Origin of the sequence: Streptomyces sp. NPDC048483, from assembly GCF_040651455.1 — a bacterium.
Lineage (GTDB): Bacteria > Actinomycetota > Actinomycetes > Streptomycetales > Streptomycetaceae > Streptomyces.
On sequence record NZ_JBEZJZ010000014.1, the window covers coordinates 48,803 to 64,077 of the forward strand.

The 15,275-nt window shown below is 72.1% G+C and carries 14 protein-coding genes and 2 pseudogenes; 7 read left to right on the forward strand and 9 right to left on the reverse strand.

The window, feature by feature from the left end:
• The first annotated feature begins 280 nt into the window (after positions 1 to 280).
• On the forward strand, positions 281 to 1,384 hold the full coding sequence (locus AB0D04_RS10445) for an aminopeptidase P family protein (protein ID WP_362701733.1): 1,104 nt from the start codon (positions 281 to 283) through the stop codon (positions 1,382 to 1,384).
• A 100-nt stretch (positions 1,385 to 1,484) separates the two neighbouring features.
• On the opposite strand, the gene AB0D04_RS10450 is transcribed toward AB0D04_RS10445, so the two are convergent.
• Positions 1,485 to 2,498 carry a zinc-binding dehydrogenase gene (locus tag AB0D04_RS10450; protein WP_362701572.1) on the reverse strand — a complete coding sequence of 338 codons (1,014 nt, stop codon included), beginning with the start codon at positions 2,496 to 2,498 and terminating at the stop codon, positions 1,485 to 1,487.
• A gap of 243 nt (positions 2,499 to 2,741) precedes the next feature.
• Here AB0D04_RS10450 and AB0D04_RS10455 point away from each other — a divergent pair, with 243 nt between their 5' ends.
• On the forward strand, positions 2,742 to 3,431 hold the full coding sequence (locus tag AB0D04_RS10455; protein WP_362701574.1) for a pentapeptide repeat-containing protein: 690 nt from the start codon (positions 2,742 to 2,744) through the stop codon (positions 3,429 to 3,431).
• Between the two features lie 90 nt (positions 3,432 to 3,521).
• Here AB0D04_RS10455 and AB0D04_RS10460 read toward each other — a convergent pair whose 3' ends face one another.
• The 4 genes and pseudogenes from AB0D04_RS10460 to AB0D04_RS10475 form a co-directional block, all read right to left on the reverse strand.
• Positions 3,522 to 4,019 (reverse strand): hypothetical protein, encoded by a 498-nt coding sequence (locus AB0D04_RS10460; protein WP_362701735.1) that lies wholly within the window; start codon positions 4,017 to 4,019, stop codon positions 3,522 to 3,524.
• A 121-nt stretch (positions 4,020 to 4,140) separates the two neighbouring features.
• Positions 4,141 to 4,788, reverse strand: a complete 648-nt coding sequence (locus tag AB0D04_RS10465; RefSeq protein ID WP_362701577.1) for a response regulator transcription factor — start codon at positions 4,786 to 4,788, stop codon at positions 4,141 to 4,143.
• A pseudogene (locus AB0D04_RS10470) lies at positions 4,785 to 5,129 on the reverse strand (ATP-binding protein); the annotation flags it as partial. The gene AB0D04_RS10465 and the pseudogene AB0D04_RS10470, both read right to left, overlap by 4 nt.
• Before the next feature lie 636 nt (positions 5,130 to 5,765).
• Positions 5,766 to 6,548 (reverse strand): annotated as a pseudogene (locus tag AB0D04_RS10475) (histidine kinase); the annotation flags it as partial.
• A gap of 250 nt (positions 6,549 to 6,798) precedes the next feature.
• Between AB0D04_RS10475 and AB0D04_RS10480 the strand changes: the two are divergent.
• Complete coding sequence (locus AB0D04_RS10480; RefSeq protein WP_362701737.1) at positions 6,799 to 7,374, forward strand: heme-binding protein; 576 nt, start codon at positions 6,799 to 6,801, stop codon at positions 7,372 to 7,374.
• Between the two features lie 256 nt (positions 7,375 to 7,630).
• Here the strand turns inward: AB0D04_RS10480 and map are convergent, their stop codons facing one another.
• Positions 7,631 to 8,398, reverse strand: a complete 768-nt coding sequence (gene map / locus AB0D04_RS10485; protein ID WP_362701580.1) for a type I methionyl aminopeptidase — start codon at positions 8,396 to 8,398, stop codon at positions 7,631 to 7,633.
• Between the two features lie 101 nt (positions 8,399 to 8,499).
• Between map and AB0D04_RS10490 the strand changes: the two genes are divergently transcribed.
• Entirely contained in the window at positions 8,500 to 8,781 is a 282-nt protein-coding gene (locus tag AB0D04_RS10490; RefSeq protein WP_362701582.1) for a helix-turn-helix transcriptional regulator, read from the forward strand.
• A 142-nt stretch (positions 8,782 to 8,923) separates the two neighbouring features.
• Here AB0D04_RS10490 and AB0D04_RS10495 read toward each other — a convergent pair whose 3' ends face one another.
• Positions 8,924 to 9,499 (reverse strand): TerD family protein, encoded by a 576-nt coding sequence (locus AB0D04_RS10495; protein ID WP_362701585.1) that lies wholly within the window; start codon positions 9,497 to 9,499, stop codon positions 8,924 to 8,926.
• Between the two features lie 211 nt (positions 9,500 to 9,710).
• Between AB0D04_RS10495 and arfB the strand changes: the two genes are divergently transcribed.
• A complete protein-coding gene (gene arfB / locus AB0D04_RS10500; protein ID WP_362701588.1) occupies positions 9,711 to 10,139 on the forward strand; it encodes an alternative ribosome rescue aminoacyl-tRNA hydrolase ArfB in 429 nt (142 codons plus the stop codon).
• Positions 10,140 to 10,242: 103 nt separating this feature from the next.
• Here the strand turns inward: arfB and AB0D04_RS10505 are convergent, their stop codons facing one another.
• Positions 10,243 to 10,743, reverse strand: a complete 501-nt coding sequence (locus AB0D04_RS10505) for a flavin reductase family protein (RefSeq protein WP_362701738.1) — start codon at positions 10,741 to 10,743, stop codon at positions 10,243 to 10,245.
• 481 nt (positions 10,744 to 11,224) lie between these two features.
• Here AB0D04_RS10505 and cdgB point away from each other — a divergent pair, with 481 nt between their 5' ends.
• Complete coding sequence (gene cdgB, locus AB0D04_RS10510; protein WP_362701591.1) at positions 11,225 to 12,868, forward strand: diguanylate cyclase CdgB; 1,644 nt, start codon at positions 11,225 to 11,227, stop codon at positions 12,866 to 12,868.
• Between the two features lie 245 nt (positions 12,869 to 13,113).
• Positions 13,114 to 14,034 (forward strand): carbohydrate-binding protein, encoded by a 921-nt coding sequence (locus tag AB0D04_RS10515; RefSeq protein ID WP_362701593.1) that lies wholly within the window; start codon positions 13,114 to 13,116, stop codon positions 14,032 to 14,034.
• A 75-nt stretch (positions 14,035 to 14,109) separates the two neighbouring features.
• On the opposite strand, the gene AB0D04_RS10520 is transcribed toward AB0D04_RS10515, so the two are convergent.
• Positions 14,110 to 15,039, reverse strand: a complete 930-nt coding sequence (locus AB0D04_RS10520; protein WP_362701595.1) for a 1-phosphofructokinase family hexose kinase — start codon at positions 15,037 to 15,039, stop codon at positions 14,110 to 14,112.
• Between the last annotated feature and the right edge of the window lie 236 nt (positions 15,040 to 15,275).

A 15,275-nucleotide genomic window follows, 5' to 3' on the forward strand; every position in this document is an offset into this window, starting at 1 on the left:
CATTGGGTGCGGGCCTCTTATCCGTCCTGAGGGGCTGTTTATCTCCGTCTAGCTCCGTCTAGATCTGTCTACCTCCGATTGCCTCCGTCTGCGTCTGATTGCCTCCGGCTGCCTCCGTTGTCTCCGTGAAGCCGGTGATCATCTGGCTGGCGGTTCACGGGAGAGGGATTTGCGTGGGTCGGCGCTCGGGTGATGAGTGCGGCAGGGGGTCGCGGCGGACGGGAATGTACGCGGGACGTAGGGGGCGCAGCGGCGTAAATTCGCCGGCATGGTGACTTCGATGACGCGGGACGACCACGAGCGGCGCATGGTGCGGGCGGCGCAGGCCGCCGCCGATGCCGGGCTGGCGGGGCTGATGGTGACGCCGGGGCCGGATCTGGTGTGGCTGTGCGGCTACCGGCCCCCCGCGGCGACCGAGCGGCTGACCGCCCTGGTGATCGCGGCGGGGCGGCGGCCGCGGCTGCTGGTGCCTGTACTGGAGCAGCCCGATGCGGAGCGGGCGGCCGGGGCGGGGGCGATGGACGTGGCGGGGTGGACGGATGGTGCGAACCCGTACGAGGAGCTGGCCAAGTGGCTGGATCCGGATGGGCGTTACGGGGTGTCGGACGCGACCTGGGCGATGCATCTGCTGGGGCTGCAGCGGTCGCTGCCGGGGAGCGGGTACCGGGCGCTGTCGGAGGCGCTGCCGATGCTGCGCGCCGTCAAGGATGCGCATGAGGTGGCGCGGCTGGCGGCGGCCGGGGCGGCTGCGGATGCGACGTACGAGAAGATCCTGGGCGTACGGTTCGGCGGGCGCCGGGAGTCCGAGGTGGCGGCGGATCTGGCGCGGCTGCTGATCGAGCACGGGCACAGCCAGGTGGATTTCACGGTGGTGGGGTCCGGCCCCAATGGCGCCGATCCGCACCATGAGGCGGGGGAGCGGGTCATCGAGGACGGCGACATGGTGGTGCTCGATTTCGGCGGGCTCAAGGACGGGTACGGGTCGGACACCACGCGGACCGTGCATGTCGGGGAGCCCGGCGCCGAGGAGCGCAAGGTGCACGACATCGTGCGGGAGGCGCAGCAGGCGGCGTTCGAGGCGGTACGGCCCGGGGTCGCCTGCCAGGACATCGACCGGGTGGCCAGGAGGGTCATCAAGGCGGCGGGGTACGGCGAGTACTTCATCCACCGGACCGGGCACGGGATCGGGGTGACCACGCACGAGCCGCCCTATCTGGTCGAGGGCGAGCATCTGCCGCTGGTGGCGGGCATGTGCTTCTCCATCGAACCGGGCATCTATCTGCCGGGGCGGTTCGGGGTGCGGATCGAGGACATCGTGACGTGTACGGAGTCGGGCGGGCGGCGGCTGAATGAGACGGAGAGGGGGATGGCGGTGGTGCGGTAGGGGGGTGGGGTCCCGGCCGGCCGCCTTCTTACGGCACCCCCGGGCGCTTCCGCCACCGCGCCTCGGCGCGTCCGGTACGGCACCCCGCTTGCCCCTTCCACTAGGGCACCAGGACCACCTTGCCCATCGTGGCGCGGGTCTCCAGGGCGCGGTGGGCGGCGGCAGCCGCGGCCAGGGGGAAGCGCTGGACCATCGGGACGAGCCGGCCGGCCGCCGCCTCGGCGAGGGCCTCCGCCTCCAGGGTGCGGATCGGGTTGTCACCGCCCACCTTGGCCAGCATGGGCGGGCCCAGGACGTGCTGGGACGTGATGCCGCGGGCCGTCAGCTCGCCGTCCGCGAACTCCAGCGGGCCGCCCGTGAGCAGGCCGCCCGCGGACCAGCCGAAGACGAGGTGGCGGCCTCCGGGGGCCAGAAGGCCGACGGCGGCGCGGCCGGGGGCGCCGCCGACCGAGTCGAAGACGATGGTGGCGCCGGGCGCGCGGCGGTCGTCGAGGAAGGCGCGTACGAGGGAGGGCCAGCCGTCGTCGGTGTAGTCGACGGCGAGGTCGGCGCCCATTTCACGGACCCGCGCGGTCTTGGCCGGGCCGCCGGCCAGGCCGATGGCGGTGGCGCCGGTGTTCTTGGCGTGCTGGACGAGGAGCGAGCCGATGCCGCCGGCGGCCGCCGGGATGATCGCGATGTCGTCGGCGGTGAGGTCGGCGAAGCGCAGGATGCCCATGGTCGTACGGCCGGTGCCGATCATGGCGACGGCCTGGCCCGCGTCGAGCCCGTCAGGAAGGGGATGCAGGCGGTCGGCGGCGACCACGGCGCGTTCGGCATAGCCGCCAGGGGCCATGCCCAGGTGGGCGACGACGCGCCGGCCGAGCCATACGGGGTCGGCGCCCTCGCCGAGCGCCTCGACGGTGCCGGCGACCTCGCGGCCGGGCACGGTCGGCAGCTCGGGAAGCGGCGCCGGACCGCGCTTCATCCCGTCGCGCAAAGCCGTGTCCAGGAGGTGGACGCCGGCCGCTGCCACGGCGATACGCACCTCGCCCGGGCCGGGCTGCGGGTCGTCGGCGGACTCGTAGCGGAGGTTGTCTGCCGGGCCGAAGGCGTGCAGTCGTATCGCGTGCATGGCGGGCTACTCCTTGGAGGGAGGCGGGTGGCGCGGGGCGGTTCGGCCGCCCGGCTGCCGCCAGCCTGCTACCTCAGGTTTGGTTGAGGTCAACTCCCCGTCGCCGCTCGGCAGTTTTTCGCGGCTCGACGGTTATCCACAGGCCAGGGCGATTGTCAGTGGCGTGGTTCACGATGGGGTGTGCAGGCGTGACGAGCGGTCACGTGATGAGCGGTGACGTGACGAGCGATGACGTGACGAGCGATGAAAGGCGGTGATCGCGTGGCAGGGCGCGGCAAGGGGACGACGGTACGGGCGGTGCGGCGGCCCGAGGTGCGGTTGCCGGAGCTGCGGCCGCACGACGGCGGGGCGCTGGAATCCGAAGGGGACTACGACGGGCTGGAGTTCACGGAGGCCGACTGGGCGGGGCAGGCGGCGCACGGTGCCCGGTTCCTGGACTGCGCGATGCGGCGGTGCGCGCTGGACGAGACGGTGCTGAGCCGGGCCCGGATCATCGACAGCGTGCTGAGCGGGGTGCGCGGGGTCGGTACGGACCTCTCGCAGGCGTCCCTGCGCGATGTGGAGGTGACGGACGCCCGGCTCGGCGGGACGCAGCTGCACGGGGCGGTGCTGGAGCGGGTCGTGGTGCGCGGCGGGAAGATCGACTTCCCGAATCTGCGGCAGGCGAAGTTGCGGGATGTCGCCTTCGAGGGGTGTGTGCTGGTCGAGGCGGATTTCTCGGGAGCGGAGCTGGAGCGGGTGACGTTCGACGACTGCACTCTGGCGCGGGTGGATTTCAGCGAGGCGCGGATGAGGGACGTCGATCTGCGGGGCGCGGCCACAGTGGACATCGCGCGGGGCATCGACCGGCTGTCAGGCGCGGTGATCAGCGCGGCCCAACTCCTCGATCTGGCCCCGGTGTTCGCGGCACAGATAGGAGTACGGGTGGAGTAGCGGATGGGGTAGCGGGTGGACTGGCGGGGGGAGTGGCGGATGGGCGTACGGGCGAAGTGGGCGGCCGGGCCCATTGGGCGGGCAGGTGGCTCACACGCGGGGGAAGCGGGCCTGGAGGTCCCAGATGACGGGGTTGTCGCCGAGGCCGTCGTGCATATCGGTGAGGTCGGCGATCAGATCGTGCAGGAAGTCGCGGGCCTCGCGGCGCAGTGCGGCGTGGTTGAAGGTGAGCGGGGCCTCGTCGGCCGGCATCCAGTCGGCGGCGATGTCCACCCACCCGAAGCGCCGCTCGAAGAGCATCCGGTCGGTGGATTCGGTGAAGTCCAGCTCGGCGTGGACGGGACGGGCCGAGCGGCTGCCGCGGGGGTCGGTGTCGAGTTGCTCGACGATGTCGCACAGCGCCCAGGCGAAGTCCAGAACGGGCACCCAGCCCCAGGCGGTGGACAGCTCGCGGTCCGCCTTGGTGTCGGCGATATAGACGTCGCCGCAGAAGAGGTCGTGGCGCAGGGTGCGCACGTCCGCGGTCCGGTAGTCCAGCTGCGAGGGATCCGGAAAGCGAGGGGAGAGGGAATAGCCGAGGTCGATCACGTCCTTGATGGTGTCACGCCGGTCGGGCGGGTCGGGTGGGTGGACCGTCCGGACCGGACCGTCCTCCCGGCCGACCCCGCCGACCGGCCTGAGCGGCGCAGCGCGGGACACCGCGTACGGCTCAGGGCAGCAGCCGCTGCTCCTTGGCGACCGAGACCGCGCCCGCGCGGGTGTCCACGCCGAGCTTGTCGTAGATGCGGCCCAGGTGCGTCTTGACCGTGGCCTCGCTGATGAAGAGGGCGCGGGCGATCTCGCGGTTGCCCAGGCCACGCGCGAGCTGGCCGAGAATGTCGCGTTCGCGGTCGGTGAGCGTGGGGCGGGGGCTGCGCATCTGGGCCAGTACGCGATGGGCGACCGGTGCGGAGAGGGTGCTGCGGCCCTGGGCGGCGGCGTGGATGGCGGCGAAGAGTTCGTCGGGCCGCTCGGCCTTGAGGAGGTAGCCGGTGGCGCCGGCCTCGATGGCGCGGGTGATGTCGGCGTCGGTGTCGTAGGTGGTCAGGACCAGGACATGGGGGGTGGGGCGCAGGCGGGTGATGCGGCGGGTGGCCTCGATGCCATCGATGCCGGGGCCGAGCTGGAGGTCCATCAGGACGACGTCGGGGCAGAGTTTGGCGGCCGTTGCCACGGCCTCCGCACCGTCCCCGGCTTCGCCGACGACCTCGATTCCGGGTGCGCTGCTGAGGAGGGCCAGCAGCCCGGCGCGTACGACGGCATGGTCGTCGCAGAGCAGGACGCGTACGGGCCCGGGGTCGGACGGGGGGTGGGTCATGGGGCGGGCTCCAGGGGGACGGCGGCGGACAGGACGGTGCCCTCGCCCGGCGCGGACTCGACGGTGAGGGTGCCGCCGAGCTGCCGCACCCGGGCACGCATGGCGGGCAGGCCGTGGCCGCGTTCGCGCCCGGGGGTGGCCGGCGCTGCCGGGTCGGTGGGCGTGAAGCCGCGGCCGTCGTCGGCGATGTCCAGCACAACCTGGTCGCCGAGGTAGGTGAGGGTCAGGGCGACGGTGGTCGCGGCGGCGTGCTCCCGGACGTTGGCGAGCGCGCCCTGGGCGATCCGCAGCAGAGCGGACTGCACCCGGTCGGGGAGCGGCGCGGGCGTGCCGTCCAGGTGGAGGCGGATGGCAAGGGGCGGGGTGGTGGGCGAGGTGCCGGGCTCGCCGAACGGGGCGGTCCGCGAGGGCGTGCGCGCCCCGGCGGCCGCTCCCGTCCCGGCGGATACGGCGGATACGGCGGATACGGCGGATACGGCGGCGCCGGAAGGTGCGGGGCTTTTGGTTGCGGCGGGGGTCTCGGCGGATGCGGCGGTCCGGGAGGGGACGCGGGTGCCGGCTGCGTCGCCGGCTTCGGAGGTGGTGGCAGTCCACGAGAGTGCGCTGGCCTCGGCGGACGCCGCGGTTCCGGAGGGTGCGTGAGTCCCGGTTGCGGTGCCGGTCTCGGCGCATGCCGCGGTCCCGGAGGGCGCGAGACTCCCGTTCGGGGTGCCGGTCTCCGTGGCTGCTGCGGCTCCGGCAGACGTGCTGGTCCCCGCTGCGGCGGCTGCGGTGCCTGCGGTGCCTGCGGCGGTTTCGGAGGCTGCGGGGGCCCTGTCTGTGGCGCCGGCCTCGGTGACCGCGTCCGTATCGGCGGCTGCGGGGGCCCCGTCTGTGGCGCCCGCATCGGTGGCAGCGCCCGTTTCGGCGGCGTCGCCGGTCCACGAGGGCGCGCCGCCCTCGTCGGTTGCGCCGCCCTCGGACGTCAACTCACCGCTGCGGAGGGCGAGTTCGCGCAGTGCTTCGGGTAGCGAGGTGCCGTCGGCGAGGTCCGCCGGGGCGAGGTCGTGCACAAAGCGGCGGGCCTCGGCGAGATTGCGGGCGGTGATTTCGGTGGCCGTACGGACATGGCCGCGGGCGGTGTCCGGGGCCGTGTCCCAGGTGCGGTCGGCGGCCTGCAGCAGCATCTGCTGGCTCGACAGTCCCTGGGCGAGCGTGTCGTGGATCTCCATCGACAGTCGCTGCCGCTCGGCGAGCGTGCCCTCGCGCCGTTCCGTGGCGGCCAGTTCGCGGCGGGTGCGGAGCAGATCGTCGATCAGTGCCCGCTGCCGGGCCGCCTGGCGTTCCATATGGACGAAGACGGCGGTGGCGAGGGCGGCGACGGCCGGCGGCGCGAGCAGCAGATTCGGGTCGAAGCCGGTGGACAGCCGGAGTTGGGCGACGACGACGAACGCGGTGAGCACGCCGACGAGCAGCGAGGCGGCACCGGCGGGCAGGGTGCGCAGCCCCGTATAGAAGAGCGGCACCGCGCACCAGGCGAAGCTCGGCGCGAGCAGGACGAGGACGACCCAGATCGCGACCACCGCGCCCAGCCAGACAAGGCGGCGGGCGGCAGGGCGGCGCTCATCGTCCGTGCGGGGGCCGAGCGCCGGGCCGAGGACGTACAGGACGGCGAGGACGAGGCTGAGGGCGATGATCCAGGGAGTGCGGGGCTCGCCCGGGTGCCGGATCAGGAAGCGGGCGAGCGAGGCGGCCAGGAGCAGGAAGAACGCCGTGTGCATGACGGGGCCGAGCCAGCGGGCGTCGGGGTTCGGATCCGGCGCTGGGGGCTGCTGCTGGGTGGGGTACGTGTGGTGCACGTCGCTTCGGATCTCCTAGCGGGCTCTCCAGGGTTCGTTCCCCGTAGTCGTAACCCAGGTGGAGAGCGGTCCGTATCAACCGATCGGCTGACCCCCGTATCCACCATCATGCACGGCCATGACAGCCGGTACGCCGACCCGTGCGGGCCCGCGCGCCTTCGACGATGGGGACATGAACCCGATCGCGAAGAAACTCTCGTTCCGCGCACGCATCGTCACCGGTGCCGCCGCCGTCGCCCTGGCCGGCGCGGGCACCTTCGGTGCCGTATCCGCGACCGCCGCCCCGTCGTCGAACACCGCGAAGTCCGCGCCCGCCGCTTCCCCGGCCACCGACACCAAGAACCTCACCCACACCACCCACCTCACCCTCGCCGCCGCCACCAAGGCCGCGCAGGCCGCCGTGGACGCCGCGAAGCAGGAGGGCCAGAAGATCTCGGTCGCCGTCGTGGACCGCAACGGCAACACGCTCGTCCAGCTGCGCGGCGACGGCGCGGGCCCGCAGTCGTACGAGTCGGCGGCGAAGAAGGCGTACACCGCCGTCTCCTGGAACGCTCCGACGTCCGAGCTGGTCAAGCGCCTCGACCAGGCGCCCACGCTCAAGGACATCCCCGGCACCCTCTTCCTGGCGGGAGGCGCCCCGGTGCAGTCGCAGGGCGCGCCGATCGCCGGGATCGGTGTGGCGGGCGCCCCGAGCGGTGCCGCCGACGAGCAGTTCGCCCAGGCCGGCGCGCAGGCGCTGGGCAAGTAGCGGGCGCCGCCCGCACGCTACGGACGGCGGTCCCGCGGGGATACGTACGGGAATCTCGTCAGCCTGACGCGCATCGCGGAGGCCGGACGCACATCGCGCCGGCCTGACGCGAACCCCGTAGGTCTGACGCGAACCCCGTAGGTCTGACGCGAACCCCGTAGGTCTGACGCGAACCCCGTAGGCCTGACGCGAACCCCGTCGGCCTGACGCGAACCCCGTCGGCCTGACGCGAACCCCGTCGGCCTGACGTACGCCCCTACGGCATCGTCAGCACCCGCGGCCCGTCCTCCGTGATCGCGACGGTGTGCTCGAAGTGGGCGGCGCGGCCGGCGTCCGTGGTCCGTAGCGTCCAGCCGTCGTCCGCCACGTAGTACGTGTCGCGGCCGCCGGAGAGCAGCATCGGCTCGATGGCGAGGACGAGGCCGTGGCGCAGGACGAAACCGCGGCCGGGGCGGCCGTCGTTGGGGACCGGCGGGTCCTCGTGCATCTTGCGGCCGATGCCGTGTCCGCCGAAGTCCTCGGGGATGCCGTATCCGGCCGCCCGTCCGACGCTGCCGATGGCATGCGAGATGTCGCCGATCCGGGCGCCGACCACGGCCGCCGCGATGCCCGCCTCCAGTGCCTGCTGGGTGGTTTCCTTCAGCCGTACGTCCTCGGGGCGGGGCGTGCCGACCGTGAAGCTGATGGCCGAGTCGCCCGCCCATCCGTCCACGACCGCGCCGCAGTCGATGCTCACCAGGTCGCCGTCCCGCAGCCGGTATGCGTCCGGAATGCCGTGCACGATCGCGTCGTTGACGGAGGTGCAGATGACGGCGGGGAACGGGGTGGAGGCGAAGGACGGGCGGTAGCCCAGGAAGGGGGACGTGGCGCCGGCCTCGCGCAGGACCGCGCGGGCGACCTCGTCCAGCTCCAGCAGCCGGACGCCGGGCGCGGCTGCGGCGCGCACCGCTGCCAGGGCGTCGGCGACCACCCGTCCGGCCACCCGCATCGCCTCCAGCGAGGCATCCGTCTTGATCTCCACCATGCTCACGACCTCCAGTACCGGCGGGCCCGGCGTCGGCGGTGCCCGCACTCGAACCGGTAAACTAATACCGGTATTTGTTTACCGGTATTAGTATCACGGGCATGGTGCGAACTCCACTGACCCCCTGGGAGCGCGAACGCGGCGAGCGGCTGGGCGCGCTCCTGCGTACGGCGCGCGGCGAGCGGAGCATGGTCGAGGTCGCGGCGGCGGCGGGTTTGTCCGCCGAGACGCTGCGCAAGATCGAGACCGGCCGGGTGCCGACACCGGCGTTCTTCACGGTCGCCGGGCTGGCCGGCGCGCTCGGACTCTCGCTGGACGCGGTGGCGGCACTGGCCGCGCCGCCCGAAGCGCCGCCCGAAGCCACTGTGGGCGCGGCCGCCTGAGGCGAGCGGAGGTGCGGTCGCGCCCCCGGAAAAGGGCTGAGGGCCGGCCCCCCCATCGGGGAGACCGGCCCTCAGCCGAAACGCGAACGTCAAACGCGCAAACGCACAACCGTCATACGCGCAGCCGTCACTCGCGCAATCCTCAGACGTTGACGCCGAAGTCCTGCGCAATGCCCGCCAGGCCGGAGGCGTAGCCCTGGCCCACCGCGCGGAACTTCCACTCCGCGCCGTTGCGGTAGAGCTCGCCGAAGACCATGGCGGTCTCGGTCGCCGCGTCCTCGCTGAGGTCGTAGCGGGCGAGCTCGGTGCCGCCGGCCTGGTTGACGATGCGGATGTACGCGTTGCGCACCTGGCCGAAGTTCTGGCTGCGGCTCTCGGCGTCGTAGATCGAGACCGGGAAGACGATCTTGTCGACGTCGGCCGGCAGGCCGGCCAGGTTCACGTTGATCTGCTCGTCGTCGCCCTCGCCCTGGCCGGTGACGTTGTCACCGGTGTGCACGATGGTCTGGTCCGGCGTCGCCTTGTTGTTGAAGAAGACGAAGTGCTGGTCCGAGAACACCTTGCCGCTCGGGTTGACCGCGATCGCGCTCGCGTCGAGGTCGAAGTCCGTGCCGGTGGTGGTGCGGACGTCCCAGCCGAGGCCGACCGTGACGGCGGTCAGGCCCGGTGCCTCCTTGGTGAGGGAGACGTTGCCGCCCTTGGACAGGCTTACAGCCATGGGATGTCCCTTTCCTTGTCGATTCGTCGAGTCGCCGAAGCGTCGGGCTTCGTACTGCGGACGAAGCTACCGTCTCCCCTCACAACGCCGTCAGGGGACCGCGAGGTTCCAGCTCCCTTTACTTACTTTGCCGAATCCTGATGCGGACACTTGGCGTGGGGAGCCGAAAAGCGGGTGACGGCGGCCTGGATTGCGCGAGACCATAGGTCACATGTCCGGGCCCTATGTCATCCGCGGTTCGGTCGTCCTTCCAGAGGCCGAGCTCGTATGGCGTTTCTCGCGGTCCTCCGGTCCGGGCGGCCAGCACGTCAACACCAGCGACAGCCAAGTGGAGCTGCGCTTCGACCTCGTCAAGACGCAGGCGCTGCCCGAGGTGTGGAAGGCGCGCGCCCAGGAGCGGCTGGCAGGACGCCTGGTCGACGGCGTGCTGTCCGTACGGGCCTCCGAGCACCGCTCCCAGTGGCGAAACCGCGAGACCGCGGCGGTCCGGCTGGCGGCGCTGCTCGCCGAGGCCACCGCCCCACCGCCCAAGCCGCGCCGCAAGTCGCGGATCCCGCGCGGCATCAACGAGCGTCGGCTGCGCGAGAAAAAGCAGCGCGGCGACACGAAGCGCGGTCGCTCGGGTCGCGATTGGGGCTGAGGGCCCGATCGGCGGGTGTACGCCCTGCCCTGGTCTGGGCGGGCGGACACCCTGGGCGAGGAAGTGGAGGGGCTCCTCCGGGTGAGGCCCTGCCGCTGTCGGCTCAGCTCAGCTGCCGGTACTTCCCGCGGAAGTAGGTGAGGGGGCCCGGGTCCCCGCCCGGGACCGACGCGGCCAGTACGCGTCCGATGACGAGGGTGTGATCGCCGGCCACCACCCGCTGCTCGGTTCGGCACTCCAGGGTTGCCAGGGCCCCGCCGATCAGCGGTGCGCCGGCCGCTTCGCCCCGTACATGGGGAATGTCATTGAAGAGCAGCCGGTCGCTGATGCGCCCCTTCATGGCGAATCGCCCGGCAATGTGCCGCTGGTTCTCCGCCAGCACCGAGACGGCCCACAGCGGCTGGTGCACCAGCAGGTCGTCCATGCGTGAGTCATTGCGAACGCTCACCATCACCAGCGGAGGTTCGAGGGACACCGAAACGAATGCGGTGGCGGTCATGCCGACGTCCTCGCCGCGCGGCCCGTCGTCCGGGTCGTGCGCGGTGATCAGCACCACACCGGCGGCGAGACGGGACAGGGCGGCGCGGAATTCGTCGTCACTCACCCCAACAGCATGCGGGATCGGGGCGCCCCCCGGCGTGGAGGCGAGGGCGACGGCGGGTGCGGCAGGGGTGGCGGGCCCGGAGGCCGCCTCGGCGGCAGGGGTTTTCGTGAACACGCCATGAACGCTAGCGTCGCCCGCCCTCGCCTCGCATCGGGCCGGGGGACCACCCGCGTCCTAGGTCGAATGGCGGAGGTGGTGGCGGGGTGTCGCCACGGTGCGTGGCGGGAAAGTGGGTGCCCGAATTTGCGTTCAGGAAGGATGGGGGCCTCGCAATCGGGTCGCGGAAAGGCCCCTCAGCAGGCTCTCTTGGAGATCATCAACAGGCTCTCGCAGCTTGTGACTTGAGTCACAGCGCGCCATAATTGTTGACCCTGTGTACCGAGTGAACAGCTCACTGTGATTCAGTGGGCGAGGAAAGAGCGTGGAATCGGGCGATCGAAGAATCCTGGAGTTGCTGTCGAGGTCTCAGGGAGAGCGAGCGATGGAGACCGAGTCGGAGCCGTACGTCCGTCTTGCGACCCTGCGGCAGCTGCACCAAGTGGTCGCCGAACTGAACACCGCACGCAGCCTTGCGGACACCTTGCAGTCGGTTGCCGACGGCGCGATCGCCGGGCTCGGCTTTGAGCTGTCGGCGGTCAATCTCGTCCGCCCGGACGGCGATCTCGTCGTCGCCGCGGTGGCCGGCAGCGCGGGCGCCGAGGCGCTGATGGCCGGCCGGGTCGGCTCCCGGTCCTCCTGGGAGCGCCGGCTGTCGATGGGGGAGCGCTGGGGTGACCTGTGCTTCATCCCGTACACCGAGGGCTGGGTGCTGGACGACGACGACGTCCCGCAGTGGCACACGGCCGGGCCCGCGCCGCGGTTCCCCGACGAGTGGCACCCCATGGACCGGCTGTTCGCGCCGATGTACTCCGCGGCCAACGGCGGCGGCGAGCTGCTCGGCGTGATCTCCGTCGACCGGCCGCGCAACGGCCGGCGCCCCGGCGCCTGGGGCCAGGAGGCGCTGCAGATGTACGCGTTCCAGGCCGCCATCGCGATCAGCAACGCCCGGCTGCGGGCCAATATGCAGCGCGCGCTCGTCCGGCTCGAGCGCGAGCAGCAGGCCCTGCGCGCCAGCGAGGAAAGCTTCCGCCAGGCCTTCGAGTACGCGCCGAGCGGTATGGCCGTCGCGGAAATGGGCGGTGACCAGCACGGACGGCTGCTGCGGACGAACGATGCACTGTGCCGGCTGCTGGGGCGCCCGGCCTCCGCGATGCGGCGCTATTCGTTCTCCGATCTGGTCCACCCGGAGGACATCGGGACGCTGCTGCGGACGTCGGCCGAGGGCGGCCGCGCCGAGCTGCGGCTGGCCCGGCGCGACGGGACCTACGTCTGGGTCTCGCTGCGCAACTCCGTCGTCGCCGACACCGCCGACGGGCCCCGGTTTCTGCTCACGCACGTCGAGGACATCGAGGAGCGCAAGCGGCACGAGCTCCAGCTCGCGCACCGCGCCAGCCATGACTCGCTGACCGGCCTGCCCAACAGCGCCGAGCTGCGGGCCCGGCTCGGTGCCCGGCTGTGCTCCCGCCCGCCGGGTTCGGCGGCCGATGCGTACGCCTCCTCGGCCACCGTCTCGGCGGACCCGCACGGCTACCGGGACGGCAAGGAACCGTTCGACGGCAGTGGTCCGGGCACCTACGACCACCATGTGCACACCGTCGCGCCCGCCGAGGGCGCCGAGGACGACGGCTCCAAGGGGCTCGCGGTCCTCTTCTGCGACCTCGACGGCTTCAAGTCGATCAACGACCGCTTCGGGCACCACACGGGCGACGCGGTGCTGATCGAGGTCGCCCGCCGGCTGACCAGCGGCGTGCGGGACGGCGATACGGTCGCCCGGCTCGGCGGCGATGAATTCGTGGTGCTCGCGGACGGCCTGGGCACCGCCGATGCCCAGGATCTCGCGGTCCGGCTGCGGAACGCGATCATCCCGCCGATCCGGGTGGACGGCCGGGCGGTACGGGTCGGCGCCAGCTTCGGTATCGGCTGGGCGAGCTGCGGGATGACCGCCGAGGAGGTGCTGGCCTCGGCCGACCAGCGGATGTACGTCGAGAAGCGGTCCCGGTCGAAGGCGAACCGCCGGGCGGGCTGAGCCGTGTCCCGCAGCGGAATGCCGCGTATCTCACACTCTCCGCATTCCACCCCGGCCCACCTGCCGTTCACCGTTCCGTAGCGATCTTGTGGCTGTTCGGGCCCGGCGTGGCCGGGCTCCGAAGGGGTAGGCTGCGCCGATGCGGCGCGCTGCCGACGGGGGCCCGAAAGAGACAGTTCGCGCAGATGACGCGGACGCGTAGCGGCGCAGACAGATGCGTACACATCGCTTGGGAGTGACACGGAATGACGGCCGGCAACAACGGCGCGGACACGCCGGAGAACGACGACCCGTTCGGCTACCTCTACCGCTCGGAAGGCGGCGACGGTGGCGCACCGGGCTCGGCGGCCGGCGGCGGTGCGGCGCGACAGCCGGGGGTCCCGAGAACCTCGTACAACCAGGTGCGTGCGGTCGGTGAGCGGCAGTACGGCGCTCAGCAGACCCAGCAGCAGGCGTACGGCAACCAGAATGCGCACTACGCCGCCCCCGAGACGCTGCCCGGCAGCGAGCGGACGCGTTCCGTTCCGGCCCAGGGCTACGACCAGGAGCCGCGCCGCCGTAACGGGCTGCTGATCGGTGCGGTCGCGGTGGTCGCGGTGGTGTGCATAGGCATCGGTGTCGCCATGCTGACCAATGGCAACAAGGACAAGAACGACACCGGGAGCAAGCCGGGCCCGACGGCCGGCGACTCGGTTGCCCCCAGCAAGGACCCCACCGCCAAGCCCGCTCCCGGCGAGCTCCCCAAGCAGGACGCGGGCAGCCTGCGGCTCGACGGCGGCGCCACCACTGCCAAGGACGTGCCCGGCGCACGTTCGGCGAACGGAACCTATGTCGCGGGCATGAACACCCCCGGCGCATCGGCCACTTGGACCTTGGACGTCGAGAAGGCCGGCCCGTACCGCCTCTACGTCGACTACGGCGTGCCCGGCAAGGACGCCAATCTCACGCTGACCGTGAACAGCCAGGCCGATGCCCGTCCGATATCGATGAAGAACTTCGCGGGTGCCCAGGAGGGCGCCTGGGACAAGGGCTGGACCGAGACCTGGTCGATCGTGCGGCTCAATCAGGGCACCAACACCGTCAAGCTGTCCTGTGAGACCGGCAATCAGTGCGATGTGAACCTCGACAAGGTCTGGCTCACGGAGAAGAAGCCCAAGAAGAAGTAACGGGTCCGGAGACGTGGCGGGGGCTGTTGAAGCAACGCCCCCTCCAGCGCCGGTGTTTCACGTGAAACGTCCGGGTCACGCCGCCGTCGGATGATCCGTCACCACGACCCGCGGCAGCAGCTCCTCGTACGTCGCCGCATCGAACTCGCCCGCAGCCGCGGCCCGTACGGTCGCGGCCGACAGGGCCACCGCGCGGGTCAGCCGGTCCGGCCACGGCAGGTCCTCCACCAGACCCGACAGCAGTCCCGCCACCGCAGAATCGCCGGCGCCGGTCGGGTTGCCCGCGATGCGCCGCGGCGGGGCGGCCTGCCAGGCGCCGTCGGCGGTGACCGCGAGTATGCCCTTTGCGCCCAGTGAGGCGGCCACCGCATGGGCGCCCCGGCGGCGGGCGTCGCGGGCGGCGCGCAGCGGTTCGGTGCTGCCGGTGAGGGCGGCGAGCTCATCGGCGTTGGGCTTGGCGAGGTCGGGGCGGGCGGCCAGGCCGCGGCGCAGCGGTTCGCCGCTGGTGTCCAGCAGGACCGGCACCCCGGCGGCGCGGGCGGTGCGGGTGAGCCGGGCGTAGACATCGACCGGGACGCCCGGGGGCAGGCTGCCGCACAGGGCCACTGCCTGTGCGTCGCCGAGCAGTTCGCGGTAGGTGCCGAGGAAGGTGTCCCATTCGGCGGGGGAGACGGTCGGGCCCGGTTCGTTGAGCTGGGTGGTGTCGCCGGAGGTCCCGTCGACGACGGCGATGGTGCGGCGGCTGGTGCCGCCGACCGGCACCAGGGCGTCGGTGACCTCGCTCTCCTGGGTGAGCAGGGCGCGCAGTGCCTCGCCGGTGCCGCCGCCCGCGAAGCCGGTGGCGACCGTGCGGTGGCCGAGTGCGGCCAGGACGCGGGCGACGTTCAGGCCCTTGCCGCCGGGGCGTTCGGTGACCTCGGTGACCCGGTTCGTGGTGTGCGTACGGAGCCGGGGCACGCGATAGGTGATGTCCAGGGCGGCGTTCAGCGTGACCGTGAGGATCATGGTTCCCCCTCCCGCGCCGTGCTCGGACGGCTGTGCCGGTGGGCGCAGCCGTTGGCCGGGCAGTCGTTGGCCGTAGTACGGCCCAAGGTCGGGCAACCGCGTTCGGCGGTGGCATGCGGACAAGTGCGCGAGCGATCATGCCATCGCCGATGGTGGTTGGCCCAGACCCAGGTCAACCAGGGTGGGAGGGGGAACCGGCCATTCTGTGGCCGCCGGCCGGTCACCCTGTGTTCGCC